Below are 26,503 nucleotides of genomic sequence, written 5' to 3' on the forward strand. Positions count from 1 at the left end.
CCGCACCGTCCACCCCGCCGTGTTCAGGCTGCGGCGTCAGTCGCGTAGCCCATGCCGCGCGAGATCTGCAGCGCGGTTTCCTTCAGGTTTTGCAGCCAGCTGTCCTGCAGGCGGTCGGCCGGGGCCGAGAGCGACAATCCGGCCACCAGACGGCGCGAGTCGTCGTAGATGCCGGCGGCGATGCAACGCACGCCGAGTTCCAGCTCTTCGTTGTCGCGCGCGTAGCCGTTGGTGCGCACCCAGTTGAGCTCGCGCTCGAGCTTGATCAGGTCGGTGATCGAGGTGCGGGTGTGGCCGGCCAGCCCGGTGCGGGTGGCGTAGTTGCGAACGCGCGCCACTTCATCGGCGGCGAGAAACAGCTTGCCGACCGAAGTCAGGTGCAGCGGTGCGCGCCCGCCAATGGCGCGCACCACCTGCATGCCAGAGCGCTCGCTATAGGCACGCTCGATGTAGACGATCTCGTCGCCTTGCCGCACCGACAGGTTCACCGTCTGGCCCGTCACGCGGTGCAGGGCCCGCATCGGTGCCAGCGCGGCATCGCGTACCGACAGGCGGGCCTTGACCAGGTTGCCGAGCTCCAGCAGCCGCATGCCAAGCCGGTAGCTGCCCGGATCGGAGCGGTCCACAAAACGGCAGGCCACCATGTCATTGAGGATGCGGTGCGCGGTGGAAGGGTGCAGCCCGGTAGTCAGCGACAGCTCCTTGAGGCTGACCGGATCAGCGTGCTGGGCGAGCGCATCCAGCAGGGTCATCATGCGTTCGATGACCTGGATGGACGTCTTGCCGGGGGCTTTGTCTGCTTCTGCCATGGGGAAATGTTGCCGTGCGGCAAATTAAGCGGTTGCCTGATTCTATCTCACATTGTGAAAATTTCAATGGGTGAAATGGCATTGCCGCAAGAATCTTCTGATTTTGCCGGTGGCGAATGTGTCGAAAAGGGCATGCATAAATGCGGCGAATTCACCCCTGCCGTGCACGCTTTTGTATGCTGGCCGGTGCGCAAGGGCGCATAATTGCGGGGTTTCGGGGTCTGGAAAAGGGAAACAATGCGAGTTGGTCTGTTCGCCACCTGCCTGGTGGACCTCATGCGTCCGGAAATCGGCTTCTCGGTGCTCAAGTTGCTGGAGAAGGCTGGCTTCGAGGTGATGGTGCCCGAAGCCCAGACCTGTTGCGGGCAACCTGCCTACAACTCGGGCGAGCGCACGGCATCGCGTGGCCTGGCGGAAAAATTCCTGCGCGAGTTCGAAATGTTCGACTACGTGGTGATTCCATCCGGCTCCTGCGGCGGCATGGTGCTGCATCACTATGCGGACCTGCTCGGCGACGATCCCGAGTTGAATGGCCGCTACGAAGGCCTGCGCTCGCGCGTGTTCGAGCTGACCGATTTCCTGGTCAATGTGGCCAAGCTGGGCGAGTTCGATTCAAAGTTCACGGGCCGCATTACCTACCATGACTCCTGCTCCGGCTTGCGCGAACTGGGCGTCAAGAGCCAGCCCCGCGCTCTGCTGGCGCAATTGCCCGGTGTGCAGCTGAGCGAGATGAAGGACTGCGAGGCTTGCTGCGGATTCGGCGGCACCTTCTCGGTCAAGTACGGCAATATCTCCACGGCCATCGTCGATGAGAAGTGCGCCAACATCAAGGCCAGCGGCGCCGATGCCGTGGTGCTGGGCGACCTCGGCTGCATGCTCAATATCGAGGGGCGCCTGCGCAGGACCGGCGACACGCGTACCCAGGTGCTGCATATCGCGCAAGTGCTCGCCGGCGATGCCTGATCCCGGCCAGCTGAAAAACAAACCTTAGCGAGATCCCCGCTATGCAAGTTCGCAGCATGGAGTTCAAAGCGCGCGCGGGCCAGAAGCTGGCCGACCAGCGCCTACAGCAGAACCTCAAGAAGCTCTCCACCAAGTTCGTCACGGCGCGCGCCGACGCCATCCGCGACATCGACTTCGATGCCACCCGCGAGGCACTCAAGGAGCGTCGCGACCGCGCGCTGCAGAACCTCGACGTCTGGCTTGCCACCTTCGAGGAGAACGCCACGCGCCGCGGCGCCACCGTGCTGTTTGCCGAGACCACGGCCGACGCCGCGCGGCTGGTAGCCGAGATTGCGCAAAAGCACGGGGTGAAGAAGGTCATCAAGAGCAAATCGATGGTGACCGAGGAAATGCGCCTGAACCAGGTGCTGGGCGAGATGGGCGTGCAGAGCATCGAGACGGACCTGGGCGAATACATCCTGCAGATCAACGATGCCGAGCCGCCGTCGCACATCATTGCCCCGGTGGTGCACAAGGACAAGGAAGAGATCGCCGATCTCTTCGCCAAGGTCCACCACAAACCGCGCCTGACCGATATCTCGGAGATGACGCGCGAGGCGCGTGAAGTGCTGCGGCCGGAATTCCTGTCGGCCGACATGGGCGTGACCGGCGGCAATTTCATCATCGCCGAAACAGGCTCGGTGGCGGTGGTGACCAATGAAGGCAACGAGGGCATGTGCACGGTGATGCCGCGCGTGCACGTGGCCGTGACCGGCATCGAGAAGGTGCTGCCGACGCTGGAAGACCTGGCCACCGTGATGCGGCTGCTGCCGCGCTCGGCTACCGGCCAGGCCATCTCGAATTACTTTTCGCTGCTGACCGGCCCGCGCGCCGAGGGTGAGCGCGACGGCCCGGAGCATATGTATTTCGTGCTGGTCGACGGCGGGCGCAGCGGCCTGATCGGCGGCGACTTCCAGGACATGCTGCGCTGCATCCGCTGCGGCGCTTGCATGAACCATTGCCCGGTGTACCAGAAGATCGGCGGCCATGCCTATGGCTGGGTCTACCCTGGCCCGATGGGCAGCGTGCTGACGCCGAGCTATGTCGGCATCGCCAACGCGCTGGACCTGCCGCAGGCTGCCACGCTGTGCGGAGAATGCAACCGCGTGTGCCCGGCTTCGATCCCGCTGTCGGACCTGCTGCGCAAGCTGCGCGAGAAGCAGATGGAGCGTGGCCTGCGTCCCTGGCAGGAGCGGCTCGGGCTGCAAGTGTGGGGCTTTGTGGCGCGCCGCCCGGGGCTATACGCCTTCGCCACCCGCATCGGCGCGCGTTTGCTCGCGCGCATGGGCGGCAGCAGCAAGCTGATTGCCCGCTTGCCGATGGCTGGCCGTGGCTGGACCGAGACCCGCGACTTGCCGGCGCCGAGCGGACGCACGTTCCGCGAACTTTACAAAGAAAGGAGGGCGCGTTGATGGCCACGACGACGAACAATGCACCGGCGCTGGCAACCATGCGCGCCGCACTCGAACAACACATCGGCGGCCAGCTCGCGGCCGATGGCCTGGTGCGCAGCTGGCGCGAGGCAGCTCCCGGCCTGGTGCTGCCGCCGATGTTCGGGCAGGCGATGGAAGAGTTGCTGCGCCGGCTGGAGATGGCGGCGGTATTTGCGCAAGATAGCTGCTCGTTCTCGAGCACCGCCGTCACCGACCAGCTCAAGCGCTGGCTGGACAAGGCGGCCACAGCCTGAGCAGCCACACGCTGTGCCCGAATGCAAAAGGCCCCCGCTCAAGCAGGGGCCTTTTGCATGGGTGCGTGGCTAAGCGAACGAAGCGCGAGGCTCAGCCCAGCAGCAGGGCATCATCATCGAGCTGCTCATGCCGCGTCTGCTCGAACATGCGCAGCAGGTCCGGCACGTCCAGCCCGGCGCGTTGGTCGCCCGACACGTCCAGCACCACCTGGCCCTGATGCAGCATCACCGTGCGTTGCCCGTAGTCCAGCGCCTGGCGCATGCTGTGCGTGACCATCATCGTGGTGAGCTTGGCTTGCTCCACGATCTTGGCGGTCATCTCCAGCACGAAGGCGGCGGTCTTCGGGTCCAGCGCAGCGGTGTGCTCGTCCAGCAGCAGGATGCGCGAGGGCTGCAGCGAGGCCATCAGCAAGCTCACGGCCTGGCGCTGTCCGCCCGACAGCAGGCCGATGCGGTCGGTCAGGCGGTTTTCCAGGCCGAGGTTGAGCAGGCGCAGCTTGTCGCGGAATAGCTCGCGCGAGGGCTTGTTCAGCGCCGCGCGAAAGCCCCGGCGGCTGCCGCGCGCCATGGCCAGCGCCATGTTTTCTTCGATCGTCAGTGCCTCGCAGGTGCCCGCCATCGGGTCCTGGAAGACGCGCGCCACCAGCGGGGCACGGTCCCAGGCCGGCTTGCGCGTGACATCGACGTCGTCGATCGTGATGCGGCCGCTGTCCACCATCTGATCGCCGCTGATGGCATTGAGGAAGGTGGACTTGCCGGCGCCATTGGAGCCGATCACGGCAACGAACTGGCCCGTCGGGATATCCAGGCTGAGGCCGCGCAGCGCGCGCGTCTCGATCGGGGTGCCGGGATTGAAGGTGAGTTTCAGGTCTTGTGCGCGCAGCATCTCAGGCACCTCCGTTCTTGCGGCCGAACAGCTTCTTGCGGGTTCCCGGCAGCACCAGGGCGCCGGTCACCAGTACAGCCGTGACCAGGTTCAGGTCTTGGGCCTTGAGGCCGATGAACTCGCTGTTCAGGGCCAGCGCAATGAAGAAGCGGTAGAGGATGGCGCCCAGCACCACGGCCAGCGTGGTGTACACCAGCCGGCGCGCCGGCAGGATGCTCTCGCCGATGATCACCGCGGCCAGGCCGATCACGATCGTGCCGATGCCCATGGAGATATCGGAGCCGCCCTGGGTCTGCGCGAACAGCGCGCCCGCGAGGGCTACCAGTCCGTTGGACAGCGCCATGCCCGCCAGCGTGGCGCGGCCGGTGGCGATGCCCTGGGAGCGCGCCATGCGCGGATTGGCGCCGGTGGCTCGCATGGCCAGGCCGAGCTGCGAGGAGAAGAACCAGTCCAGGCCAAGCTTGGCCACGACCACCACGATCAGCAGCAGCGCGGGGCGCAGCATGTAGTCGGGCATCCAGTCCGGCTGCAGGATGGTGAAGATGGTCGACTCGGTGATCAGCGGCACATTGGGCTTGCCCATGATGCGCAGATTGATCGAGTACAGCGCGATCATCATCAGGATACTGGCCAGCAGGTCCATGATCTTGAGGCGCACGTTGAGCCAGCCGGTGACGAAGCCGGCAAAGGCGCCCGCAACAATCGCCAGCGCGGTGGCGATGAACGGATCCTGGCCAGAGGCGATCAGCGTGGCCGCCACGGCGCCACCCAGCGGGAAGCTGCCGTCGACGGTCAGATCGGGGAAATTGAGGATGCGAAAGGAGATCAGCACCCCCAGGGCGACGAGGCTGAAGATCAGGCCGATCTCCAGGGCACCCAGCAGGGAAAAGAGGGACATGGGGGAATCCAGTTGCTTGTGTCCGGCACGGGAGGCCGAATCTGAAAACGCCTGGCGCGCTGCCCGGGTCAGGCGGCGCGGCGCAGGCGTTTCCGGGGGCGGGCCCGGATAGAGCCACCTGCGCGCGAACGCGCAGGGTCAGCGTGCCGTGATTACTTGATGACGGTCTTCGCTTCCTTGATCAGTTCGGGCGACAGCGTCACGCCTTGCTTCTCGGCCGCGCCGGTGTTCACGAACAGTTCCAGCTTGTCGCTGGTTTCCGAAGCGATCGCGCCGGGCTTCTCGCCCTTCAGGATACGCACCACCACCTTGCCGGTCTGATGGCCCAGGTCGCCGTAGTTGATGCCCAGCGCGGCAATGGCGCCACGCTTGACGCTGTCGGTATCGGCGGCCACCAGCGGGATCTTCGACTCGTTGGCGACCTTGACCAGGGCTTCGTACGCCGACACGACGTTGTTGTCGGTGTTGGTGTAGATCACATCGACCTTGCCGATCAGGCTCTTGGCGGCGGCGCCGATGTCGACCGTGCGCGGTGCGGCGGCTTCCTTCAGCGTCATGCCTTCCTTGGCTAGCATCGCTTTCAGCTCCTTGACCACCACCACCGAGTTGGCTTCACCGGGGTTGTAGACCATGCCGACCGTCTTGGCCTTGGGCACCACGCGCTTGATCAGGGCAACCTGGCGGTCCAGCGGCAGCTTGTCCGACACGCCGGTCACATTGGTGCCCGATGCGCTCCAGCTCTTGACCAGCTGGGCGGCGACCGGATCGGTCACGCCGGAGTACACCACCGGCACCGATTTGGTGGCGGCCACCACGGCCTGGGCCGACGGCGTGGCGATGGCCACGATCACATTGGGCTGGTCGCCAACGAACTTGCGGGCGATCTGCGCGGCCGTGCCGGTATTGCCCTGGGCGCTCTGGTATTCCCACTTCAGGTTCTTGTCGGCGTCAAAGCCGGCGGTCTTCAACTCGTCGCGCACGCCATCGCGGATGGCGTCCAGCGCGGGATGGTCGACGATCGAGAGCACCTTGACGGTCTGGGCCTGTACGGCGCCACCGTACAGCAGCGCGAGGGCGACGGCGCTGCCCAGGATGGTCTTGGTCGATGTCTTGAGACACTTCATGATTTTTAATCTCCCCCGGATATGGGTTCTGGGTGATGAGCCGCGTTTCGTTCTCGATAAGAACTGGTCCGCCGTCTTGCCCGGCGGCGCGCTGCGCCAACCGGCCGGTCCGCTATGTGGGCGATACACCAGGCGGCAGGCTGGAGGACGCTCTTGTACAGCGGATACGACGGCGATAAGCCTGCGAGGATACCATTTTCGAGGCGAAATTTGCCCGGTTTTGCCCTGTTCCAGTGCGTCCGCAGGGGAAAACGGCAGGCCCGGAGCACGCCATCGGCGGCGCCGGGCGGCGCACCGTCGCTGGTGCCTGCAACGCGCAAACGTTACTGCGCCGGATTGTGGATTTCGGCGTGGATGCGGGCAATGGCCGCGGTTGCCGCCTCGGGCAGCGGCGTTTGCCAGGCATCGATGTTCTCGCGCAGTTGTTCCAGCGAGGTGGCGCCGACGATGGTGCTCGCCGCGAACCAGCGCGAGTAGCTCCAGGCCAGCGCCAGCGTTGCCGGCGAGAGGCCGTGCTCGCGTGCCAGCGTCACATAGCGGGCGGCCGCGGCCAGGCTTTCCGGGCGCAGGTAGCGCGGGCTCCAGTCGGGCGGGAAGCGCGTCAGGCGGCCCTTGGCCTGCGCGTCAAACATGGGGTGGGCGAGGTCGCCACCGAGGTACTTGCCGGTGAGCTGGCCAAAGGCCAGCGGGCTGTATACCAGCAGGCTCACGTCGGTGCGAAAGCACGCCTCGTCCAGGCCCTGCTCGAAGCTGCGGTTGAGCAGGTTGTACGGGTTCTGGATGGTGGCGATGCGCGGCAGGCCGTGCAGCTCCGCCTGCTTGACGAACTCGGCCACGCCCCACGGCGTTTCGTTGGACACGCCGACATAGCGGATCTTGCCCGCGCGCACCAGCTCGCCCATGGCTTCGAGCTGCGCCTGGATCGAGGCGCACTCGCGCTCATTGGCCGGATCGAACTGCTTTTGCCCGAAGATGGGCGCGTTGCGAGCGGGCCAGTGGATCTGGTACAGGTCGATGTAATCGGTCTGCAGGCGCGCCAGCGAGGCGTCCACCGCCGCGCGGATGCTGTCCGGGGTCAGGTCGCCGCCATTGCGGATCCACGGCATGCGCGCCGGGCCCGCCACCTTGGTGGCCAGCACGATACGCTCACGCTGCTGGCGCTTGAGCCAGGTGCCGACGATGCGCTCGGTGCTGCCATAAGTTTCGGCACGCGGCTTGACCGGGTACATCTCTGCGGTGTCGATGAAGTTGATGCCGCGCGACAGCGCGTAGTCGAGCTGGCTGTGGCCTTCGGCTTCGGTGTTCTGCTCGCCGAAGGTCATGGTGCCCAGGCAGATGCGCGAAACCTGCAGGTCGCTGCGGCCAAGACGGGTGGTTTCCATGACTATCCTTGTGAGACTGGGGTGATAAGGCGCAAAAACGGGGTTGGGCCGAGGCGGTCAGGCGCGCAGTGCGGCGGCGCATTCCTTGACCAGCACCGGGCCGCGGTAGATCAGCCCGCTGTACACCTGCACCAGTTGCGCGCCAGCCGCGATCTTGGCTTGCGCATCGGCACCGCTGAAGATGCCGCCCACGCCAACGATCGGCACCGCGTCCCCAACCACCGCGCGCAGGCTCTTGACCACGCGCGTGGAGGATTCGAACACCGGCCGGCCCGACAGGCCGCCGGCTTCCTCGCCGTGCGGCAGGCCCCTGACGGCGTCACGGGCGATCGTGGTGTTGGTGGCGATCACGCCGTCGATCCGGTGGCGGACCAGCGCATCGCCGATATTGCCGATCTGGTCGGCATCGAGGTCCGGCGCGATCTTGAGCGCGAGCGGCACGTAGCGCTTGTACTTGTCGGCCAGGCGCTGCTGCGCGTCCTTGAGCGTGCAGAGCAGGTGGTCGAGCTCGCTGGCACCCTGCAACTGGCGCAGGTTCTTGGTGTTCGGCGAGGAGATATTCACGGTGACGTAGCTGGCGTGCGGGTAGACCCGTTCCAGGCAGTGCAGGTAATCGTCCACCGCGCGCTCGATCGGCGTATCGGCGTTCTTGCCGATGTTCAGGCCCAGCACGCCGCCTTCGGCCTTCCAGCGCGACGCATTCACATTGGCGATAAAGGCATCCACGCCGCCGTTGTTGAAGCCCATGCGGTTGATCAGCGCATCCGCCTGCGGCAGGCGGAACATGCGTGGCCGCGGGTTGCCCGCCTGCGGGCGCGGCGTTACGGTGCCCACCTCGATAAAGCCGAAGCCGAAGGCGGCCAGCCCGTCGATGTAGGCGCCATCCTTGTCGAGCCCGGCGGCCAGGCCAACCGGGTTGGGGAAGCGCACGCCCATCACCGTGCGCGGGTCATCGGCGATGGTATTGCCGATGCAGCCCGCCAGCCCCATGCGCTTGGCGCGGAGCAGGTTGTTGAGGGTGAAATGGTGAGCGTCCTCCGCATCCATCGAGAACAGGGCGGGGCGAAACAGGGGGTAGAGCGCGTTCAGCACAGGGAATCAGCTTGGAAGTCGGGACCAAGGCGGCATTGTAACGGTTGGGCCGGATCGGGTACTGCGCCGCTGGCGCGGGCATGCCTTGCGCAGGCTGTCCGCTACCGGCTGTTTTCCGGGGCTTCGTCGCCGGGCTGCGGGGGCACGACGGGCACAGCGGTGGGCGATGCCACGGCGGCGGGCGCCGCATCCCGCAGCGACGCCGGCGCCGCATCGAACGCGCGCCACTGGTTTGCGGTCAGCACCTGCATTGGCTGGTAGCGCGCCTTATAGGCCATTTTTCGGCTATCAGCGATCCAGTAGCCCAGGTACAGGTGTGGCAGGGCGAGTTCGCGGGCCTGCTGGATCTGCCACAGGATGTTGTAGGTGCCGTAGCTGGCGTGCACCTCCAGCGGGTCGTAGAAGGTGTAGACCGAGGACAGGCCATCGTCGAGCACATCGATCATGCTGACCATGCGCAGCCGCCCGGCCTCGGGCGAGCCCGGCGGCTCGCGGAATTCAACCAGCCGCGAGTTGACCCGGCTTTGCAGCAGGAACTGCTCGTACTGGTCGCGGCTGTCCTGGTCCATGCCGCCGCCGGCGTGGCGCATCGACTGGTACAGCAGGTAGAGCGAATAATGCTCTTCCACGTAGGTGAGCGGCGCCACCAGCGCCTGCAGGCTGCCGTGCTGGCGCCAGGCCCGGCGCTGGCTGCGGTCAGGGTGGAACTGGTCGACCACCACGCGGCACGGCGTGCAGGCGTGGCATTCATCGCAATAGGGGCGGTAGGTAAAGATGCCACTGCGCCGGAAGCCGGCGCGCACCAGCCGCGAATAGACGTCGGCATTGATCAGGTGGGCGGGCGTGGCCACCTGAGAGCGCGCCATGCGGCCATCGAGGTAGCTGCAAGCGTAGGGCGCCGTAGCGTAGAACTGCAACGCGGAAAGGGGGAGTTCCTTTAGCTTGCTCATGTGTCTGCAACGGCCAGGGATGAAACAGCAACGCGGGAAAGCCGATGGCGCAGCGGCCAGGCCTTGCGGCGAGTGGCCAATGCGGCGCGCCCTACGGCTGCGCCTGAGTCCATCTCTGCAGCACCGTCTTGTCAAAACCCCACGGCACGATATCCGGCTGGCGGGTGGCAATGCGGATATGGGCCGCGAACTCCGCACGCGGGATGGGACTCGCCCCGAGCGAAGCCAGGTGATCGGTTTCCTGCTGGCAGTCTATCATCGCCACGCCGTGGTTGCCGAGGAACGCGCACAGCGCGGCCAGGGCGATCTTGGAGGCATCGGTGCGCCGCGCGAACATCGATTCGCCATAGAACATCCGCCCGAGCGCCACGCCGTACAGGCCGCCTGCGCGCTCGCCCTGGTACCAGGTCTCCACGCAATGGGCCAGGCCGTTACGGTGCAGTGCGCCATAGGCGGCGATGATGTCCTCGGTGATCCAGGTGCCATGCTGGCCATCGCGCGGGGTTTCGGCGCAGGCCTGCATCACGGCGATGAAGTCGTCGTCGACGCGGACTTCCCAGTCGGGGTCGCGCAGCACGCGCTTGAGGGTCTTGCGAAAGGTGCTGGAAACCCGCAGTGCCTGCGGCGGCAGCACCATGCGGGGATCGGTGCTCCACCATAGCACCGGCTGGCCTTCGGCGTACCAGGGAAAGATGCCTTGCCGGTAAGCCAGCAGCAGGCGCTGCGCCGACAGCTCGCGGCTGGCCGCAAGCAGGCCGGGCGCGTCGGAGCCCGGGCCGAGCGCACGCTCGACCGGCGGGAACGGATCATGCGGATCCAGCCAGGTGATCATGCGGGCAGTGCGGGCAACGCGCCCGGGTTCAGGGTTCGACCGTGGCCCGGGTGGTCAGCGGGCGCATCGGCTTGTCGATATCCAGGCTGTGCAGGCGGAAGGTGCCGTCGGCCAGTCGCCCCGCCGCGCGATCCGCGAAGAAGCAGCGCAACGAATGGATCACGGTGGGGAAGGCCAGTTCGTCCCAGGGTACGTCGGCTTCCTCGACCAGCTTTACCTCCAGGCTTTCCTCGCCCGCCGAGATGTCCAGGTCTTCCAGCGTTGCCAGGTAGAACATGTGCACCTGATGCACATGCGGCACATTCAGGATCGAGAACAGTTCGCCGATCTGCACCCGTGCCCCGGCTTCCTCCAGCGTCTCGCGTGCGGCGCCCTGCGCGGTAGTTTCGCCGATCTCCATGAAGCCGGCCGGCAGCGTCCAGAAGCCGTAGCGCGGCTCGATGGCGCGCTTGCACAGCAGGACCTTGTCCTCCCACACGGGAATGGTGCCGACCACATTGCGCGGGTTGACGTAGTGGATGGTGCTGCAGTTGTCGCACACTGAACGCAGGCGCGAGTCGCCTTCAGGGATGCGCAGCACGACCGCATGGCCGCAGTTCGAGCAGAATTTCATGAGGGGCGTCCGGGAGGAATGGCGAAAGTGTATCACCGCCGATGGGGGCTGCCGGGGGTGGGATGCGAGTTTGGGGTGGGCTAGCGCGCGGGAGCGCACCGAAGTCGAGCGCCCGGCGCACAAAACAAAAAACGCCCGTATAGGGCGTTGGTTTGCTTTGCATTCGACCGTGACTGCATTGGTATGCAAGTGTTTGGTTGCGGGGGCAGGACTTGAACCTGCGACCTTCGGGTTATGAGCCCGACGAGCTGCCAACTGCTCCACCCCGCGTCCGTCGAAGAAAAAGATTATAAGGCAAATCCTACCGCGGTGCAACAGCCAATTGCGCCAGAATGGGGAAGGGCGCAAGAACTCGCCCTGATTGGGATCGCGGCCGCAATGGCGCGCTGGGGGTCAGGCAGGGTCGGGGCTGGCCTTGCCGCGCTGCCAGACGCTGGCGGCAAACTGGAAGCTGTCCCGCTGCAGCAGGTCGTCGCGTTGCCAGATGACGCGGTCAGGCCGCACGGTCAGCATCCAGGTGGTGGTGGTGCGTGGCTGCGGTTCGGCGAAGGCGCGCGGGGTCAGCAGTGCGGCGCAGGCGCCGTGCTCCGGGTCGCGCACCGAGGTGTAGCGGATCATGCCGAGGCCAGCCTCCCGGGCCGTGCGGGCCAGGGCCTGGCAGGCATCATAGTGGTCGGGATCGGTCCACTTTGCCGCGTCTTCGGCAAAGGGCGGGGCGTCAAGCGCGATGCCGTCGGTGCGCACGCTGACCTGGAACAAGGTGTGGGGCCGGGCGTCGATGCGGGGCAGCGCCGGGCTGTCGAGCAGGAAGCGCCAGCGCCAGTAGCCCAGTTCCGCGCAGGCGGTGCGAATATCGTCCGCGCCATAGAACACGCCAGGATCCTGCTCGGCGCGAAAGCGCGAGCCCCAGGGCGAGGGCGGGTAGCGAAAGGGCGTGAACAGAAGATAGTGCAGGTGGCGCGCGTCGGCGGGCACCGCGGGCTTGCCGGCATCCAGCACGGCTTCCAGCACGGCCTGCTCCTCCAGGCTGTCGACCAACGGCATGGTCGATACCACATGCTGGGCCTCAACCGCGCGCCAGAGCGTGAGCGCAAACGGCTTGCGCTCAGACGCGACCGCGGGTGGCATCCAGATAGTGAACGACACGTACCAGGCCCTCTGTTGTGCGGATCAGGTCGAGCGGCTTGCCACCCAACGCCAGGTTTTCGTTGGCCAGCCAGAGGCGGGCCTGGTCGCTGTGGCCGAGGATGGCGTCGAGCGAGCGGAACAGGCGCACGAACAGCACACCGAACTCCCATTCCTTGCGATGCGCATCGAGCACATAGCCCCCGGAAGCCATTCGGGATACGGAGGCGGTGCTGATGCCCAGCACGTTGGCCACGCCTGCCTGGCTGATGCCAAGGAAGCCGGCTGCACGCATGACCGCCTTGGTGAGGGTGGTGCCGGGGTCCGGACTGCCGGCAGGAAGATGCTCCGGGACTTGCTTGGGTTGCATCGCCTCGCTCCTGTTTCTTCAGAAACATTATAGGAGGTTCGTTTCGTAAGGGAAGCGGGAAACGCCAACTTTATCGGCATGGCTTGGTGGCCCCGCCCACTGCAAAATGCGCACTTGTCCTGTATACGACATTTCTGCAGCGCTCTCTGTTGCGAGGGTGCGGGGTGCAACGCAGCGAGGCCTTCCACCGGATCAGTATGGGTCAAACCGTCTCAGTACGTCTCGATATGCAGCCGTCCCTCTGTCTTCATGGCAGCTTCCAGTTCACCCCAGGCCAGCCCGGCACCTGCGCAAACCTCTGCGAACGCAGCCAGCACCCCGTCTTCCATTCCCTTGAGGCCACAGATGTAGACATGGCCGTGCGGATCGTTGAGCAGCGCCGCCACGCGGGCGCCAGCCTCGCGGATGGCGTCCTGTACATAGCGCCGGGGCTGGCCGGGATCGCGCGAGAAGGCGAGATGGATATCGAGGAAGCTTGGCGGCAGTTTCATCAACGGGCCGAAGTAGGGCAGTTCCCGCGCGTTGCGGGCGCCGAAGAACAGCAGGCGCTGTCCGTCGAATTGCCCGACGTTGCGCCGCATGTGTTCCGTCATGGCGCGCATCGGGGCCGAGCCGGTGCCGGTGCAGATCATCATCACGCTGGCTTCACGGTGGTTGGGCATCAGGAAGGTGGTGCCGAACGGGCCTACCACGCGCACTTCGTCGCCGCGCGCGAGATCGCACAGGAAGTTGGATGCGACGCCGCGCACCGGCTGCCCCTCATGATCCTGCTCGACGCGCTTCACGGTGAGGGCCAGGTTGTTGTAGCCCGGCCGCTCGCCGTCGCGCGGGCTGGCGATCGAGTACATGCGGATGTAGTGCGGCTTGCCATTAGCGTCGGTGCCGGGCGGCACGATGCCGATCGCCTGGCCTTCCAGCACCGGGAAAAAGTGCTGCCCGAAATCCAGCACGATGTGATGCACATCGCTCGATGCGTCGTCGGCGGTCAGGCGGTAGTTGCCGGCCACGGTGGCGGTGACGGGGGCGCGCACGCCGTGCAGGTTGACATACGGATGCGCCGCCGACCACGGCGCCTTGGGCGAGGTATGCCGGCTGGTTTCCACCTGCTGGGTTTGCGGCTCCTGCCCGGTCTGCGGCGAAGCCGTATCCGGCGCATCATCGATCCCCGCGTCCGCCGGCAAGGGCAGGCTGGCGGGGAGCTCGTCCCATAGCAACTGCGCCTCGATCGGATAGGCCTCGCTTTTGAGCATCGTGCGCCAGTTGTCGATCGCGCCGGTGGGGCACGGCCCCAGGCAGGCGCCGCAGCCGTTGCACACATCGGCCCTGACCACGTAGTTGCGGTCGTCATGGGTGATCGCGTCGATCGGGCAGGTGTCTTCGCAGGTGTTGCAGCGGATGCAGATCTCGGGGTCGATCAGGTGCTGCTTGATGATGTCGGGGGCGCCCATCTCTTTGGTCTCCTTGGCGCGCGGCCGGTCTGTCGCCGGTGCTGCGCCGCATGTTGCCCGTGGGTCAGTCCGGGCTGGTCAAGGTCAGTTGAAGCGCACGTACTCGAAATCCATCGGCTGGCGGTTGACGCCCACCACCGGCGGAGCGATCCAGTTGGCGTACTTGCCGGGCTCGGTGACCCGGCCCATCAGCGAGGCCACGAAGGCGCGGTCCTCGCCGGTTGGCAGCCACTCGCGCTCGCCGGCCTGCCATTGCGCTTCGGTGAGCAGCTCGCCAGCCGGCGAGACATGGACGTTGGCCAGGCTGCCGATCTTGCGGTTGAACGCCTTGTGCGGCACCGTCATGCGCAACGCGATGCCGTGCTTTTCGATCACCTTGTTCCAGCGCGCCACGCCGCCGAGCGTGTCCTTGACGTAGTCGTCGCGCAGCACCTCGTTGAGCGCGTTGAGCATGGGCACCTCACGCTCGCCCAGGCGGCCGTCGGTGACGTCGAGGATGCGGTACACCTCGCCCTTGAGCACGTGGTCGTCGCCACGCTTGCCTTCCTCGAAGCGGCCCTTGAGCCCGGCGCTGTAGAAGGTGGCGGCGTTGGACGACTGATCAGCGCCGAACAGGTCGATGGTCACGCTGTAGTGGAAGTTGAGGTAGCGCTGGATGGTATCGAGATCGATCACGCCGGCGGCGCGCACGTCCGCTGGGTCCTGGATATCGCGCTCGCGCATGACTTCGCAGGTACGCTGGATCACGCGGGAGATGCCGGACTCGCCGACGAACATGTGGTGGGCTTCTTCGGTCAGCATGAAGCGCGTGGTGCGCGCCAGCGGGTCAAAGCTGGATTCGGCCAATGCGCAGAGCTGGAACTTGCCGTCGCGGTCGGTGAAGTGGGTGAACATGAAGAAGGCCAGCCAGTCGGGCGTGCGCTCGTTGAAGGCGCCCAGGATGCGCGGGTTGTCCTCGTCGCCGGAGCGCCGCCCCAGCAGCGCCTCGGCCTCTTCGCGCCCGTCGCGCCCAAAATGGCGATGCAGCAGGTACACCATGGCCCACAGGTGGCGGCCTTCTTCCACATTGACCTGGAACAGGTTGCGCAGGTCGTAGAGCGAGGGGCAGGTCATGCCCAGGTGACGTTGCTGCTCCACCGAGGCCGGCTCGGTATCGCCCTGGGTAACGATGATGCGCCGCAGGTTGGCGCGATGCTCGCCCGGCACTTCCTGCCAGGCCGCTTCGCCCTTGTGCTCGCCGAAATGGATGCGGCGTGCCGGGTCCGCGGGCTGGAGGAAGATGCCCCAGCGATAGTCGGGCATCTTGACGTGGTCGAAGTGCGCCCATCCGGCGGGATCGACCGAGACCGCCGTGCGCAGGTAGACATCGTGCTGGTGCGAGCCTTCGGGTCCCATGTCGCGCCACCAGTCGAGAAAGGCGGGCTGCCAGTGCTCGAGTGCGCGCTGCAGCGCGCGGTCGTCGGACAGGTTGACGTTGTTCGGGATCTTCTGGCTGTAGTCGATGCGCACGGGGTTGTCTCCTTGTCTTGTTTTTTGTTGCATGGGCGGCTGGCCCAAATGGACAAACGGGCTCAGACGCGGTCCCAGTCGAAGCGGGCCTTGTTGCCCGAGCCGAACACCTTGAGCGCGCCTTGCTCGCCCACCGCGTTGGGCCGGTTGAAGATCCAGTTCTGCCAGGCGGTGAGGCGGCCGAATATGCGGGTCTCCATGGTCTCCACCGGTCCGAAGCGCAGGTTGGCTTCGAGTCCCGTCAAGGCGTCCGGCGACAGGCTGGCGCGCTCCTCGATGGCAATGCGGATCTCGTCTTCCCAGTCGATGTCATCTGGCGTGGCGGTGACGAGGCCGAGCGAGGCGGCGTTGATGGCGTCGAGGGGCGCGCCGATATGGTCCTGCACGGCCTGGATTGCCACCTCGTCCTGGCAGAAGCGCGCGGCCAGCCGGGTCAGTCCGTTGACGGCCGGATAGCGGCCGAAGTTGGCGGTGCTGGCGAACACACGCGGTGCATCATCCGGCGCGTCGGGCAGGTGCAGCATGTAGCTGCGGTCGGCGGCCAGGGCCAGCTCCAGCAACGTGCCGGCAAAGCAGGAGTCTGGCTCGATCAGCGCAAACAGCGTGCGCGACGACACCTCCAGGCGCGCCAGCGTGCGGCGCAGCATGCCGATGGTTTCGCGCACGAACCAGTGGCTGGCATGCGCATCCAGCAGCGCATCGGTGGCCAGCACCTGATGGGGGTCGCCCTCGGTCTTGAGGATCCATATGCCGATATCGAGATGGTTAGCGCGCAGCGTGAGGATGGCGTCGTCGAGCTCGCGCGCCATCTTCAGTGGCCACCAGTCGGCGCCGGCGGCAAGGATCGCGGCCAGCGCCTGCGGCTGGTGCTTGGCCGGACCGAAGACCGTCAGCGTGGCCTTGCGGGCACGTGGGTCGATATGCACCTGGACTGTGTCATAGCGGTAGCCGTGCGCCTCCTGGCTGCGCGACAGTGGCGTGAGCTTCACGCCATCGTGGCCGGCGGGGCGGTCGCTCTGCGCGGCAAGCGCGAGCGCGCGCTGTTGCACATGCTCCGCGAAGCGCGCCGGCTTGACCACGGCATCGACCAGCTTCCAGTCGTGCGCCCGCTGGCCGCGCACGCCCTCGGTGGTGGTGCAGAAGATGTCGGCGTGGTCGCGTCGCACCCGGCGCTTGTCGGTGAGGCGCGTGAGCCCGCCGGTGCCGGGCAGCACGCCCAGCAGCGGCACTTCGGGCAGGCTGACGGCGGAGGAGCGGTCGTCCACCAGCACGATCTCGTCACAGGCCAGGGCCAGCTCATAGCCGCCGCCGGCGGTGGTGCCGTTGCAGGCCGCGATGAACTTCAGGCCAGAGTGGCGGCTGGCGTCCTCGATGCCGTTGCGGGTTTCGTTGGTGAATTTGCAGAAATTCACCTTCCAGGCATGCGATGACTTGCCGAGCATGAAGATGTTGGCGCCCGAGCAGAAAATGCGGTCCTTGGCGCTGGTGAGGATCACGGTGCGCACTTCCGGGTGCTCGAAGCGGATGCGCTGCACGGCGTCGTGCAGTTCGATGTCCACGCCGAGGTCGTAAGAGTTCAGCTTGAGGGCATAGCCGGGGCGCAGGCCACCGTCTTCGTCGATATCCATGGACAGCGTGGCCACCGGGCCCGCGAACGTCAGTTTCCAGTGGCGGTACTGCGCGGGGTCGCGCTCAAAGGTGACGGGGGCTTGCTCAGTGGTGGCTGTGGCGGTGGTGGCGGTGGAAGTAGCCGGGGCGGACATCGTGGTCTCCTTTATGCATTATATTGTCGATCATCCCTTGTGATGAAATATAGTGCACAAATTCGGCCGGCGCAATCCTTGCGCGAGGTTCACGCGCCAATCACGCGCCGATGATTCGAAGGTGGGCGCGCAAGGCCTGCAGGGAGGTGGTGGGATCTTGGCCGCTGGTGTCGATCGTCACGTCCGCGCGGGAGTACAGCGGGGTGCGCGCCAGCAGGATCCGGCGCAAATCGTCCATGGCTTCACGGTTGCCTTCCATCGGGCGCATGTCGCCCTGCGCCACCACCCGCGCCATGTGTTCCTCGGGCGTGGTCTTTACCCAGACCGTGTAGCAGCGTGCCAGCAGCAGGTTGAAGGTGGAGGGCTCCGAGACCAGGCTGCCGGGCGTGGCCAGCACCATGCGGTCGTTCTCGCGCAGCACGCGTTCAAGTGCGCGCATCTCGTAGCGGCGGTAGGCGGCCTGCCCATAGAGCGAGTGGATTTCGGCCAGGCTGGCGCCGGCCTCCTGCTCGATGACGCCGTTGAGTTCGACAAAGGGCACTTCCATAGCTGCGGCCAGCGCCCGCCCGAGTGTGGATTTGCCGGCGCCGCGCAGCCCGATCAGCGTAATGCGGCGATGGCGCGCGTCATGGGAGGCGGAGGGCGCCAGGGCATGGTGGCAAGCCTCGCGCACGCGTGACAGGTCGGCCGCGGGCAGTTGCGCCAGCCACTGCACCAGCTGCGAGAACTCCGAGGCAGGCTGGCCACCAGCAGCGTGCTGGGTCTCCATCTCCGCCAGCACCACCGGCAGCGGCACATCCAGCGCGCGCGCCACCTGGCGCAGCAGCAGCACGGACGCATTGCCGGTGCCGGTCTCCAGGTTGGCGAGGTAGCGCTCGGACACCTCCGCGCCGCGTGCGAGGTCCTTGCGCGACATGCCCCGCGCCGCGCGCAGCGAGCGGATGCGCTCGCCGAGTTGCGTCAGGTAGGGATCGCGCTCGCCGGCAGGGCGGGCGTCGGAGGAGTCGGGGGCCAGCAGTGGGTCTGGGTCGCGGCGCATGGCGGGCGGGTTTGGATGGGGAATGGGAGCGGTTGGGGCCGGGATCGGGGTTGCGATTATAAGGGACGCGGCCATCGTGTCATATAGTGCATTTCTCTGCTTGCATAATAGGTGATATGCAATAAAATGCATCGGCAAATGCAGGTCAAGAAGAAAAACAAAAAATCACGACAAACCTGAATCCGTTCCCGCGGCGAAGTGCGGCCCGGGGACGGCATCGAGGAGTGGAGACATGACGCCCCCCATTGCATCCCCGTCCCCGGCGGCTGATGCGACCAATGCTGCTACTGCTACTACTGCTGCTGCGGCCATTTCCGTACTGCCGGCCCGCTACAACGCCGCCGCCGACTTGCTGTCGCGCAACCTGGCGGCAGGCCGCGCCGACAAGGTCGCCTATGTGGACGATGCCGGACAGCTCAGCTTCGCCGCGCTGGACCAGCGCTGCCGGCGCTTTGCCGCCGCCCTGCTGCATGCAGGGATCCGCCCCGAGGAGCGCCTGCTGCTGTGCGCGCTGGACACCATCGATTTCCCCACGGTGTTCCTCGGCTGCCTGCTCGCCGGCGTGGTGCCCGTGGCCGTCAACACGCTGCTGACCGTCGACGACTACGCCTACATGCTGGACCACAGCGCAGCGCGCGCGGCCGTGGTCTCGGCGCCGCTGGCCAGCGTCATGCGCGAAGCTATCGGCAAAGCTGGCACCGCGCCCGCGCTGATCCTTGCCGCACCGGATGCCGGCAGTGCCGGCCCGGGGCCGAGCGTGGCCGAGATGGCCGGGCAGGGCACGGCGCTGGAAGGCGCTGCCGCCACGCGGCCCGACGACATCGCATTCTGGCTGTATTCGTCCGGCTCCACGGGGCGCCCAAAGGGCACCGTGCACACGCATGGCAACCTGTTCCATACCGCCGATCTTTATGCGCGCCAGGTGCTTGGCCTGCGTGAGGACGATGTGGTTTTTTCCGCGGCGAAGCTGTTCTTCGCCTACGGCCTGGGCAATGCGCTGACGTTTCCGCTTGCCGTTGGCGCCACCACCGTGTTGATGGCCGAACGTCCCACGCCGCAAGCGGTGTTCCGCCGGCTGCGCGAACAGCGCCCGACGGTTTTCTGCGGCGTGCCCACGTTATATGCCGGCATGCTGGCCGCGAGCGACCTGCCGGGTCGGCCGGACGTTGCGCTGCGCGTTTGCACCTCGGCGGGCGAGGCGCTGCCCAAGGATATCGGCGAGCGTTTCCGCGCGCATTTTGGCTGCGACATTCTCGACGGCATTGGCTCCACCGAGATGTTGCACATCTTCCTGTCGAACCGTCCCGGCGATGTGCGCTACGGCACCACCGGCAAGCCGGTGCCCGGCTACGCGCTGAGGCTGCTGGATGAAGCGGGCCAGCCCTGCGCGCCGGGCGAGATTGGCGACCTCTTTATCAAGGGCCCGAGTGCCGCGCTGATGTACTGGGGCAACCGCGACAAGACCCGCGACACCTTCGTGGGCGAATGGACCCGCAGCGGCGACAAGTACCAGCAGGATGCGGATGGCTATTTCATCTACGCCGGGCGCAGCGACGATATGCTCAAGGTGGGCGGCATCTATGTATCACCATTCGAGGTCGAGGCTGTGCTGGCCTTGCATCCGGCCGTGCTGGAGGCGGCGGTGATCGGCGTGGCCGATGCCGACGAACTGGTCAAGCCCAAAGCCTTCGTGGTGCTGCGCCCCGGCCGGTCCTGGCATGAAGGCATGGCGGCCGAGCTGCAGGCGTTCGTCAAGTCGCGGCTGGCCCCGTATAAGTATCCGCGCCAGATCGAGTGCGTGGCTGAACTGCCGAAGACGGCCACCGGCAAGATCCAGCGCTTCCGGCTGCGCCAGCGTGAGCAGGCTGCGCATGCGGCTGCCGACGGCGTGGCTCCGCCGCCGGCAATCGCGCCGGCGGCGACAGACCGATGATGAAGGGCAAGGGCATGCAAAGCGAATTGGTGGAAATTCCGTTCGACGGCCGTCGTATCCAGATAGAGATCCAGTGGCTGCGGCCGCAGCGGCAGGAGCGCCCGCTGGTGGTCTTCCTGCACGAGGGGTTGGGTTCGATCAGCATGTGGCGCGACTATCCCGCCGTGCTGTGCGAGGCTGGGGACTTTCGCGGGCTGGTGCTGTCGCGTTATGGCTACGGGCGCTCCACCCCGCGTCCCGCCCCGGAAAAGTGGGGCGTCGACTTCATGCATCGCCAGGCGCGCGAGGCACTGCCGGCGCTGTTCGATACACTCGAGATTGGGCCGGGACGCAAACGTGGCAAGCCCTGGCTGTTCGGCCACAGCGACGGCGGCTCGATCGCGCTGATTCATGCCGCGAGTTTTCCTCAGGCGGTCGATGGCATCACCGTGCTGGCGCCGCACATCCTGGTGGAGGACCTCTCGGTGAGCAGCATCCGGGCCACCCGCGAGGCCTATCTGCAGACGGACCTGCGCAGCAAGCTGGCGCGCCATCACGACGATGTGGATTCCGCCTTCTGGGGTTGGAACGATATCTGGCTCGATCCCGCGTTTCGCGCCTTCGACCTGCATCCGCTGCTGTCGCAGATCCAATGTCCCGTGCTGGCGGTTCAAGGCGAGGACGACGAATACGGCACCATGGCGCAGATTGAGGGTATCCATCGATATGCGCCACAAACCGTCCTGCTTAAACTCCCGCGATGCGGCCACTCGCCTCACCGCGACCAGCCCGGGCCGTTGACGGACGCGGCAGTCAGGTTTATAACGGCACATACTTCATACCTAAAATAATTCCGCGCCCCCTGCGCGTTGGCCTGCAGTTCCCCCCGTCCGGCAGCTCGCGAGGTCTGCGAATGCCGCGCACGGAGGGGAGTCCCGCAGGCTGGCGATGCCGGCCCAGGCGACGGAAGTCGGCTTGACCACCAGGAGACATCCATGCATCGCTTCACATCGCGCGGGCTGGCCCCCGCATGCCTAGCCATCGCTGCATCCCTTGCCTTTGCTGCGGGCGCCAATGCCCAGGGCACCGGCAAGATCAAGGTTGGCTTCATGCTGCCTTACACGGGCACATACGCGTCGCTGGGCAACGCCATCGAGAATGGCTTCAAGATGTACGTGCAGGAGCAGGGCGGCAAGCTGGGCGGGCGGGAGATCGAGTACTTCAAGGTGGACGACGAGTCCGATCCGGCCAAGTCGCCGGAGAACGCCACCAAGCTGATCAAGCGCGACCAGGTCGACGTGGTGGTGGGCACGGTGCACTCGGGCGTGCAGATGGGCATCGTCAAGGTGGCCAAGGAAAACAACACGCTGCTGATCATCCCCAATGCGGGTGTCGACGAAGCCACCGGCCCACTGTGCGGCCCCAATATCTTCCGATCCTCGTTTTCGAACTGGCAGCCGGGCTACGCCATGGGCCATGTGCTGGCCGAGCGCGGCATGAAGAAGGTGGTCACGCTGACGTGGAAATACGCAGCCGGCGAGCAGTCGGTCAAGGGTTTCAAGGAAGCCTTCGAGGCCAAGGGCGGCAAGGTGGTCAAGGAGTTGAGCCTGCCGTTCCCCAACGTGGAATTCCAGGCGTTGATCACCGAGGTCGCATCGATCAAGCCCGATGCGGTTTTCGTGTTCTTCGCCGGCGGCGGCGCAGTGAAGTTCGTCAAGGACTGGGCCGCGGCGGGCCTCAAGGACAAGATTCCGCTCTATGCGTCGGGCTTTCTCACCGACGGCACGCTGGAAGCACAGGGCGCCGCGGCGCAAGGCATCGAAACCACGCTGCACTATGCCGATGGCCTGTCCAGCCCGCGCGACAAAAGCTTCCGCCTGGAGTACGCCAAGGCCTACAAGCTGCAGCCCGACGTGTACGCCGTGCAGGGCTACGACGCTGCGCAGTTGCTGGCCGCCGGCGCTGGCGCCGTCAAGGGCGACATGAGCAAGAAGGCCGAGGTCATCAAGGCGATGGAGCAGACCAAGGTCGATAGCCCGCGCGGGACGTTCACGCTGTCGAAGGCCCACAATCCGGTGCAGGATTTCTACCTGCGCAAAGTCGATGGCCGGGAGAACAAGCTGGGCGCCGTCGCGGTGAAGGCGTTGGCCGATCCGGCGCGCGGCTGCCGGCTCTGAGCGGGTAAACGCCGTGGCCCGCCGCCGCCAAGGCGCCGTGCCGAAGTCCGGCCCGGCGCCAGCCGGGCCGCATACCGCAACCGAGTTGCCGCTTTGCCGCATGGATATCCATGGATATCGTTTCCTTCTTCATTCAGTGCCTCAATAGCATCCAGTACGGCCTGTTGCTCTTTCTTGTCGCGAGCGGCCTGACGTTGATCTTCGGCATCATGGGTGTGATCAACCTCGCCCACGGCAGCTTCTACATGCTGGGCGCCTACCTGGCTTTCACGCTGGCCGGGCTGACCGGCAGCCTGCTGATCGCCGTTCCGCTGGGCATCGTGCTGGCGGTGGCGTTCGGCTACGTGCTGGAGTGGGTGTTCTTCAGCTATCTCTATGAGCGCGAGCATCTGCAGCAGGTGCTGATGACCTACGGGCTCATCCTCGTGTTCGAGGAACTGCGCAGCATCCTGGTGGACGACGACGTACATGGCGTGACCGTGCCGGCCATGCTCGACTGGGCCCTGCCGATCGGCAATGACATGACCTATCCGGTCTATCGGCTGTTTATCTCCGCAATCTGCCTGCTGGTGGCCGCGGCCATGTACCTGGTCATCCGCCGCACGCGCCTTGGCATGATGATTCGCGCCGGCGCCACCAATCGCGAGATGGTGCAGTCGCTGGGCATCAACGTCACGGTGCTGTACCGCTTCGTGTTCGCGCTGGGCGTGGCCCTGGCGGTGCTGGCCGGCATGATCGCCGCGCCGGTGTCCTCGGTCTATCCGGGCATGGGTAGCCAGGTGCTGATCGTGTGCTTCGTGGTGGTGGTGATCGGCGGCATCGGCTCGGTCAAGGGGGCCATGGTGGCCTCGCTGCTGCTGGGTTTCGTCGATACGTTCGGCAAGGTGTTCTGGCAGGAGGCCTCCGGCGTGCTGGTCTACCTGCTGATGGCACTCATCCTGCTCTGGAAACCCCAGGGCTTGTTCAAGGCGGGGTAGGGATATGCCAAGCGATAGCAATGCATTGGAGGGGCCGGTGCGCGCGCGCAGCCAGCCCATGCCCTGGCTGGGCGGCCTGGGCTGGCTGGCCGCGTTTGCGGTGCTGGCGGTGCTGCCGCTACTGCTGAATGCGGATGGGCAGCGCTTTTACATCGAGCTGGTCAGCAAGGTCATGATCATGGCCATCTTCGCGCTGTCGCTGCAGTTGCTGATCGGCTACACCGGACTGGTCAGCCTGGGCCATGCGGCTTACTTTGCCATGGCCGCCTACGCCACCGCGATGATGGCGCCGCAGGCCGGTCCGGGCAACGGCTGGCTTATGCTGCTGGGCGCGCTTGGCGCGGCCGCGCTGCTGGCGCTGGTGGTGGGCGCGCTGGTGCTGCGCACGCGTGGCATCTATTTCATCATGGTTACGCTGGCATTCGCGCAGATGGTGTACTTCGTCTTTCACGACACCAAGATCGCCGGCGGCAGCGACGGTACCTATATCTATTTCCGGCCGGAGTTCGGCCTGTTGGGGGCGCACCCGTTCGACGTCAACGACGTCACGCATTTCTACTGGCTGGTACTTGGCGCGCTGGTGCTCACGGTGGCGGGGCTGGCGGTAGTGCTGCGCTCGCGCTTCGGCCATGCGCTGGTGGGCATCAAGCATAACGAGCAGCGCATGCGTGCTGCCGGTTATGCCACCTATCGCTACCAGCTTGGCGCCTTCGTGGTGGCCGGCACTTTTGCCGGGCTGGCTGGCTACCTGTATGCCATCCAGTACGGCTTCGTCAATCCGGAGATCGCATCCTGGCACCAGTCCGGCAACGCCATGCTGATGGTGATCCTGGGCGGGGCAGGCAGCCTGGCGGGCGCGGTGCTGGGGGCCTTCTCCTTCGTCTTGCTCGCGGAGTGGTTCAGCACGCTGACCAAGCACTGGCAGTTGCTGATGGGCGGCTTTGTCATCCTGGCGGTGGCCTTGCTGCCGCATGGGCTGATCAGCCTGGCCCGTGGTGCCGCGCGCCGGCGCCAAGGAGGATCACGATGAACGCACCTGCACCTGTCGTACCTGCGCCGGTCTTGTCGGCCCGCAAGCTGACTCGCCGCTTTGGCGGCCTCACCGCGGTGGGCGACGTGGACCTGGACCTGGCCTTGCATGAGATCCACGCGGTGATCGGCACCAATGGCGCGGGCAAGTCCACGCTGATCAATATGTTGTCGGGCGAGCTGCCGCCATCGGCTGGCGCGTTGCAATTGCAGGGGCGCGACGTGACCGGCTGGTCGCAACCACGCCTGGCGCGCGAGGGCGTGGGCCGCAGCTACCAGCGCAACAATATCTTCCTGCCGCTGACGGTGCGCGAGAACTGCCGCTTGGCGGCACAGTCGCGCGCGCAGCGGGCCTGGCGGCTATGGGAGGGCGCGCAGCGTTGCCGCACCAGCCGCGCGCTGGGCGACGAAGCCTTGGAGTGCGCCGGCCTGGCGGGCTGCGCGGATACCGTTGCCACGGCGCTGTCGCATGGCCAGAAGCGCCAGCTTGAGGTGGCGATGTGCCTGGCCACCCAGCCCACCGTGTTGCTGCTGGATGAGCCATTGGCCGGCATGGGCGCGGAGGAGTCGGCACGCATGCTTGCGCTGCTGCGTTCGCTGCGCGATGGCCACGCGGTGCTGCTGGTCGAGCACGACATGGAGGCGGTGTTCTCCGTGGCGGACCGGATCACGGTGATGGTCAACGGCACTGTGATCGCCTCGGGCGATCCCGAAGCGATCCGCGTCAATCGCGAAGTCCAGCAGGCTTACCTGGGCGAGGAGCCTGAGGGGGGCAAGGCGGGGGAGGGGGGCGAGCAGGGGGCGGATTCCCGCCAGGCGGCCCTGCATAGGGAGCAGGCAGCATGAATGCGCCAAGCGAGATGATTGCCGCACGCGGCGTGCATGCCTGGTATGGCAGCAGCCATGTCCTGCGCGGGATCGACTTCAGCGTCGGCACGGGCGAGACCGTGGGCTTGCTGGGGCGTAACGGCATGGGCAAGAGCACGCTGCTGCGTACTCTCCTGGGCCATGTGCGGCAGCGCGAGGGCGCCATCCTCGCTGGCGGGCGCGACGTCTCCCGTGCGCAGCCGTATGAAGTGGCACGCCTGGGCGTGGCCTATGTGCCCGAAGGACGGGGCATCTTCCCCAATCTCTCAGTGCGCGAGAACCTCTTGATGGCGGCGCGCAAAGGGCCATCCGGCCGGATGGACTGGGACGAGGCAAGGGTGCTGGACCTGTTCCCGCGCCTCAAGGAGCGCCTTGGCCACGGTGGGCAGCAACTGTCCGGGGGCGAGCAGCAGATGCTGTCGATCGGCAGGGCCCTGATGACCAACCCGGACTGCCTGATCCTCGATGAGGCGACCGAAGGCCTGGCGCCACGCATTGTCGCCGAGATCTGGCAGGTCATTGCCACCGTGCGCGCCACCGGCATTGCATCCGTGGTGGTGGATCGCAACTACCGCACGGTGCTGGCCAATGCCGATCGGGTGGTGGTGCTGGAGAAGGGCATGGTCGTCATGAACGGGCCTGCGGCCGAACTGGCGGTGGAACCTGGCTTGCTGGATCGCTATCTTGGCGTTTGATCCGCACGCGATCCCCACTCAATTGTGACTGATCGTGCGCAATTTGTGGCGGTGCAGCAACGTGCGTATCCCCCTATTCGTGGGCAATTCGGTGGTTCAACGCGCGCAAGCGCTTGACCGGGCGGGACTTCCCTCGCATGCTTGCCACGTCACCAGCACGAGGCAGGTTCCTCAAGGCGGGATGCTCCCTAGTGGTCGTCACCCGGCACTTCATCTAGAATGGCGCGCGTTTGTGCAACGCAATAGCGGCACGGTGCCGTTGCGCCATCTCAGGCGCACATAGCCGTGCGCCGATGCCGTTGCGCGAGCCTTTCAAC

At 66.1% G+C, this 26,503-nt stretch carries 26 protein-coding genes and 1 tRNA gene; 11 read left to right on the forward strand and 16 right to left on the reverse strand.

Going from position 1 to position 26,503, the window contains the following annotated elements; translation table 11 throughout:
• Positions 1-23: 23 nt before the first annotated feature.
• Entirely contained in the window at positions 24-809 is a 786-nt protein-coding gene (locus RR42_RS07425) for an IclR family transcriptional regulator (RefSeq protein ID WP_043345247.1), read from the reverse strand.
• Between the two features lie 66 nt (positions 810-875).
• On the opposite strand from RR42_RS07425, the gene RR42_RS40380 reads away from it, so the two are divergent.
• The 4 genes from RR42_RS40380 to RR42_RS07440 are packed head-to-tail and all read left to right on the forward strand — an operon-like array spanning position 876 to position 3,498.
• Positions 876-1,013 (forward strand): hypothetical protein, encoded by a 138-nt coding sequence (locus RR42_RS40380; protein ID WP_158408264.1) that lies wholly within the window; start codon positions 876-878, stop codon positions 1,011-1,013.
• Positions 1,014-1,046: 33 nt separating this feature from the next.
• A complete protein-coding gene (locus RR42_RS07430; RefSeq protein ID WP_043345249.1) occupies positions 1,047-1,772 on the forward strand; it encodes a (Fe-S)-binding protein in 726 nt (241 codons plus the stop codon).
• Between the two features lie 41 nt (positions 1,773-1,813).
• A complete protein-coding gene (locus RR42_RS07435) occupies positions 1,814-3,223 on the forward strand; it encodes a LutB/LldF family L-lactate oxidation iron-sulfur protein (RefSeq protein WP_043345254.1) in 1,410 nt (469 codons plus the stop codon).
• The gene (locus RR42_RS07440) at positions 3,223-3,498 is read left to right on the forward strand and encodes a hypothetical protein (protein WP_043345256.1); all 276 of its coding nucleotides are present in this window, start codon (positions 3,223-3,225) and stop codon (positions 3,496-3,498) included. Before RR42_RS07435 ends, RR42_RS07440 begins: the two co-directional genes overlap by 1 nt.
• A 91-nt stretch (positions 3,499-3,589) precedes the next feature.
• Here RR42_RS07440 and RR42_RS07445 read toward each other — a convergent pair whose 3' ends face one another.
• The 15 genes from RR42_RS07445 to RR42_RS07515 all read right to left on the reverse strand — a co-directional run bounded on the left by RR42_RS07445 (position 3,590) and on the right by RR42_RS07515 (position 18,529).
• On the reverse strand, positions 3,590-4,384 hold the full coding sequence (locus tag RR42_RS07445; RefSeq protein WP_043345258.1) for an ABC transporter ATP-binding protein: 795 nt from the start codon (positions 4,382-4,384) through the stop codon (positions 3,590-3,592).
• Position 4,385: 1 nt separating this feature from the next.
• Positions 4,386-5,282: an ABC transporter permease gene (locus RR42_RS07450; RefSeq protein ID WP_043345263.1), complete on the reverse strand. Its 897-nt coding sequence runs from the start codon at positions 5,280-5,282 to the stop codon at positions 4,386-4,388.
• 152 nt (positions 5,283-5,434) lie between these two features.
• Entirely contained in the window at positions 5,435-6,406 is a 972-nt protein-coding gene (locus RR42_RS07455) for an ABC transporter substrate-binding protein (protein WP_043345265.1), read from the reverse strand.
• Positions 6,407-6,729: 323 nt separating this feature from the next.
• Complete coding sequence (locus tag RR42_RS07460; protein ID WP_043345268.1) at positions 6,730-7,788, reverse strand: aldo/keto reductase; 1,059 nt, start codon at positions 7,786-7,788, stop codon at positions 6,730-6,732.
• A gap of 57 nt (positions 7,789-7,845) precedes the next feature.
• The gene (locus RR42_RS07465; protein ID WP_043345269.1) at positions 7,846-8,880 is read right to left on the reverse strand and encodes a quinone-dependent dihydroorotate dehydrogenase; all 1,035 of its coding nucleotides are present in this window, start codon (positions 8,878-8,880) and stop codon (positions 7,846-7,848) included.
• 101 nt (positions 8,881-8,981) lie between these two features.
• Positions 8,982-9,830, reverse strand: coding sequence for an arginyltransferase (locus tag RR42_RS07470; RefSeq protein ID WP_043345270.1), 849 nt, complete (start codon positions 9,828-9,830; stop codon positions 8,982-8,984).
• A gap of 91 nt (positions 9,831-9,921) precedes the next feature.
• Positions 9,922-10,662: a leucyl/phenylalanyl-tRNA--protein transferase gene (gene aat, locus RR42_RS07475; RefSeq protein WP_043345273.1), complete on the reverse strand. Its 741-nt coding sequence runs from the start codon at positions 10,660-10,662 to the stop codon at positions 9,922-9,924.
• A 28-nt stretch (positions 10,663-10,690) separates the two neighbouring features.
• The gene (locus RR42_RS07480; RefSeq protein WP_043345274.1) at positions 10,691-11,275 is read right to left on the reverse strand and encodes an NUDIX hydrolase; all 585 of its coding nucleotides are present in this window, start codon (positions 11,273-11,275) and stop codon (positions 10,691-10,693) included.
• A gap of 194 nt (positions 11,276-11,469) precedes the next feature.
• Positions 11,470-11,545: transfer RNA gene (locus RR42_RS07485), tRNA-Met, on the reverse strand.
• A gap of 123 nt (positions 11,546-11,668) precedes the next feature.
• Positions 11,669-12,421 (reverse strand): RES family NAD+ phosphorylase, encoded by a 753-nt coding sequence (locus RR42_RS07490; protein WP_082054826.1) that lies wholly within the window; start codon positions 12,419-12,421, stop codon positions 11,669-11,671.
• A complete protein-coding gene (locus RR42_RS07495; protein WP_043345277.1) occupies positions 12,381-12,770 on the reverse strand; it encodes an MbcA/ParS/Xre antitoxin family protein in 390 nt (129 codons plus the stop codon). Before RR42_RS07495 ends, RR42_RS07490 begins: the two co-directional genes overlap by 41 nt.
• A gap of 212 nt (positions 12,771-12,982) precedes the next feature.
• Positions 12,983-14,218: a benzoyl-CoA 2,3-epoxidase subunit BoxA gene (gene boxA / locus RR42_RS07500; protein ID WP_043345281.1), complete on the reverse strand. Its 1,236-nt coding sequence runs from the start codon at positions 14,216-14,218 to the stop codon at positions 12,983-12,985.
• Between the two features lie 84 nt (positions 14,219-14,302).
• Positions 14,303-15,727: a benzoyl-CoA 2,3-epoxidase subunit BoxB gene (gene boxB, locus RR42_RS07505; RefSeq protein WP_043345284.1), complete on the reverse strand. Its 1,425-nt coding sequence runs from the start codon at positions 15,725-15,727 to the stop codon at positions 14,303-14,305.
• Positions 15,728-15,789: 62 nt separating this feature from the next.
• Positions 15,790-17,490 (reverse strand): 2,3-epoxybenzoyl-CoA dihydrolase, encoded by a 1,701-nt coding sequence (boxC, locus tag RR42_RS07510; protein ID WP_043345287.1) that lies wholly within the window; start codon positions 17,488-17,490, stop codon positions 15,790-15,792.
• A 100-nt stretch (positions 17,491-17,590) separates the two neighbouring features.
• Positions 17,591-18,529, reverse strand: coding sequence for a helix-turn-helix transcriptional regulator (locus RR42_RS07515; RefSeq protein WP_043345290.1), 939 nt, complete (start codon positions 18,527-18,529; stop codon positions 17,591-17,593).
• 232 nt (positions 18,530-18,761) lie between these two features.
• Between RR42_RS07515 and RR42_RS07520 the strand changes: the two genes are divergently transcribed.
• The 7 genes from RR42_RS07520 to RR42_RS07550 all read left to right on the forward strand — a co-directional run bounded on the left by RR42_RS07520 (position 18,762) and on the right by RR42_RS07550 (position 26,186).
• Positions 18,762-20,462: a benzoate-CoA ligase family protein gene (locus tag RR42_RS07520; RefSeq protein ID WP_043345293.1), complete on the forward strand. Its 1,701-nt coding sequence runs from the start codon at positions 18,762-18,764 to the stop codon at positions 20,460-20,462.
• Between the two features lie 14 nt (positions 20,463-20,476).
• Positions 20,477-21,292, forward strand: a complete 816-nt coding sequence (locus RR42_RS07525; protein ID WP_144409884.1) for an alpha/beta fold hydrolase — start codon at positions 20,477-20,479, stop codon at positions 21,290-21,292.
• A gap of 144 nt (positions 21,293-21,436) precedes the next feature.
• Positions 21,437-22,618 (forward strand): ABC transporter substrate-binding protein, encoded by a 1,182-nt coding sequence (locus RR42_RS07530; protein ID WP_043345296.1) that lies wholly within the window; start codon positions 21,437-21,439, stop codon positions 22,616-22,618.
• 110 nt (positions 22,619-22,728) lie between these two features.
• On the forward strand, positions 22,729-23,595 hold the full coding sequence (locus RR42_RS07535) for a branched-chain amino acid ABC transporter permease (protein ID WP_043345299.1): 867 nt from the start codon (positions 22,729-22,731) through the stop codon (positions 23,593-23,595).
• 58 nt (positions 23,596-23,653) lie between these two features.
• Entirely contained in the window at positions 23,654-24,625 is a 972-nt protein-coding gene (locus tag RR42_RS07540) for a branched-chain amino acid ABC transporter permease (protein WP_052494768.1), read from the forward strand.
• Positions 24,622-25,470 (forward strand): ABC transporter ATP-binding protein, encoded by an 849-nt coding sequence (locus tag RR42_RS07545; RefSeq protein ID WP_043345305.1) that lies wholly within the window; start codon positions 24,622-24,624, stop codon positions 25,468-25,470. Before RR42_RS07540 ends, RR42_RS07545 begins: the two co-directional genes overlap by 4 nt.
• The gene (locus tag RR42_RS07550) at positions 25,467-26,186 is read left to right on the forward strand and encodes an ABC transporter ATP-binding protein (protein WP_043345306.1); all 720 of its coding nucleotides are present in this window, start codon (positions 25,467-25,469) and stop codon (positions 26,184-26,186) included. The genes RR42_RS07545 and RR42_RS07550 overlap by 4 nt, the downstream gene beginning before the upstream one ends.
• Positions 26,187-26,503 lie beyond the last annotated feature (317 nt).

The organism is Cupriavidus basilensis (assembly GCF_000832305.1).
GTDB lineage: Bacteria > Pseudomonadota > Gammaproteobacteria > Burkholderiales > Burkholderiaceae > Cupriavidus > Cupriavidus basilensis_F.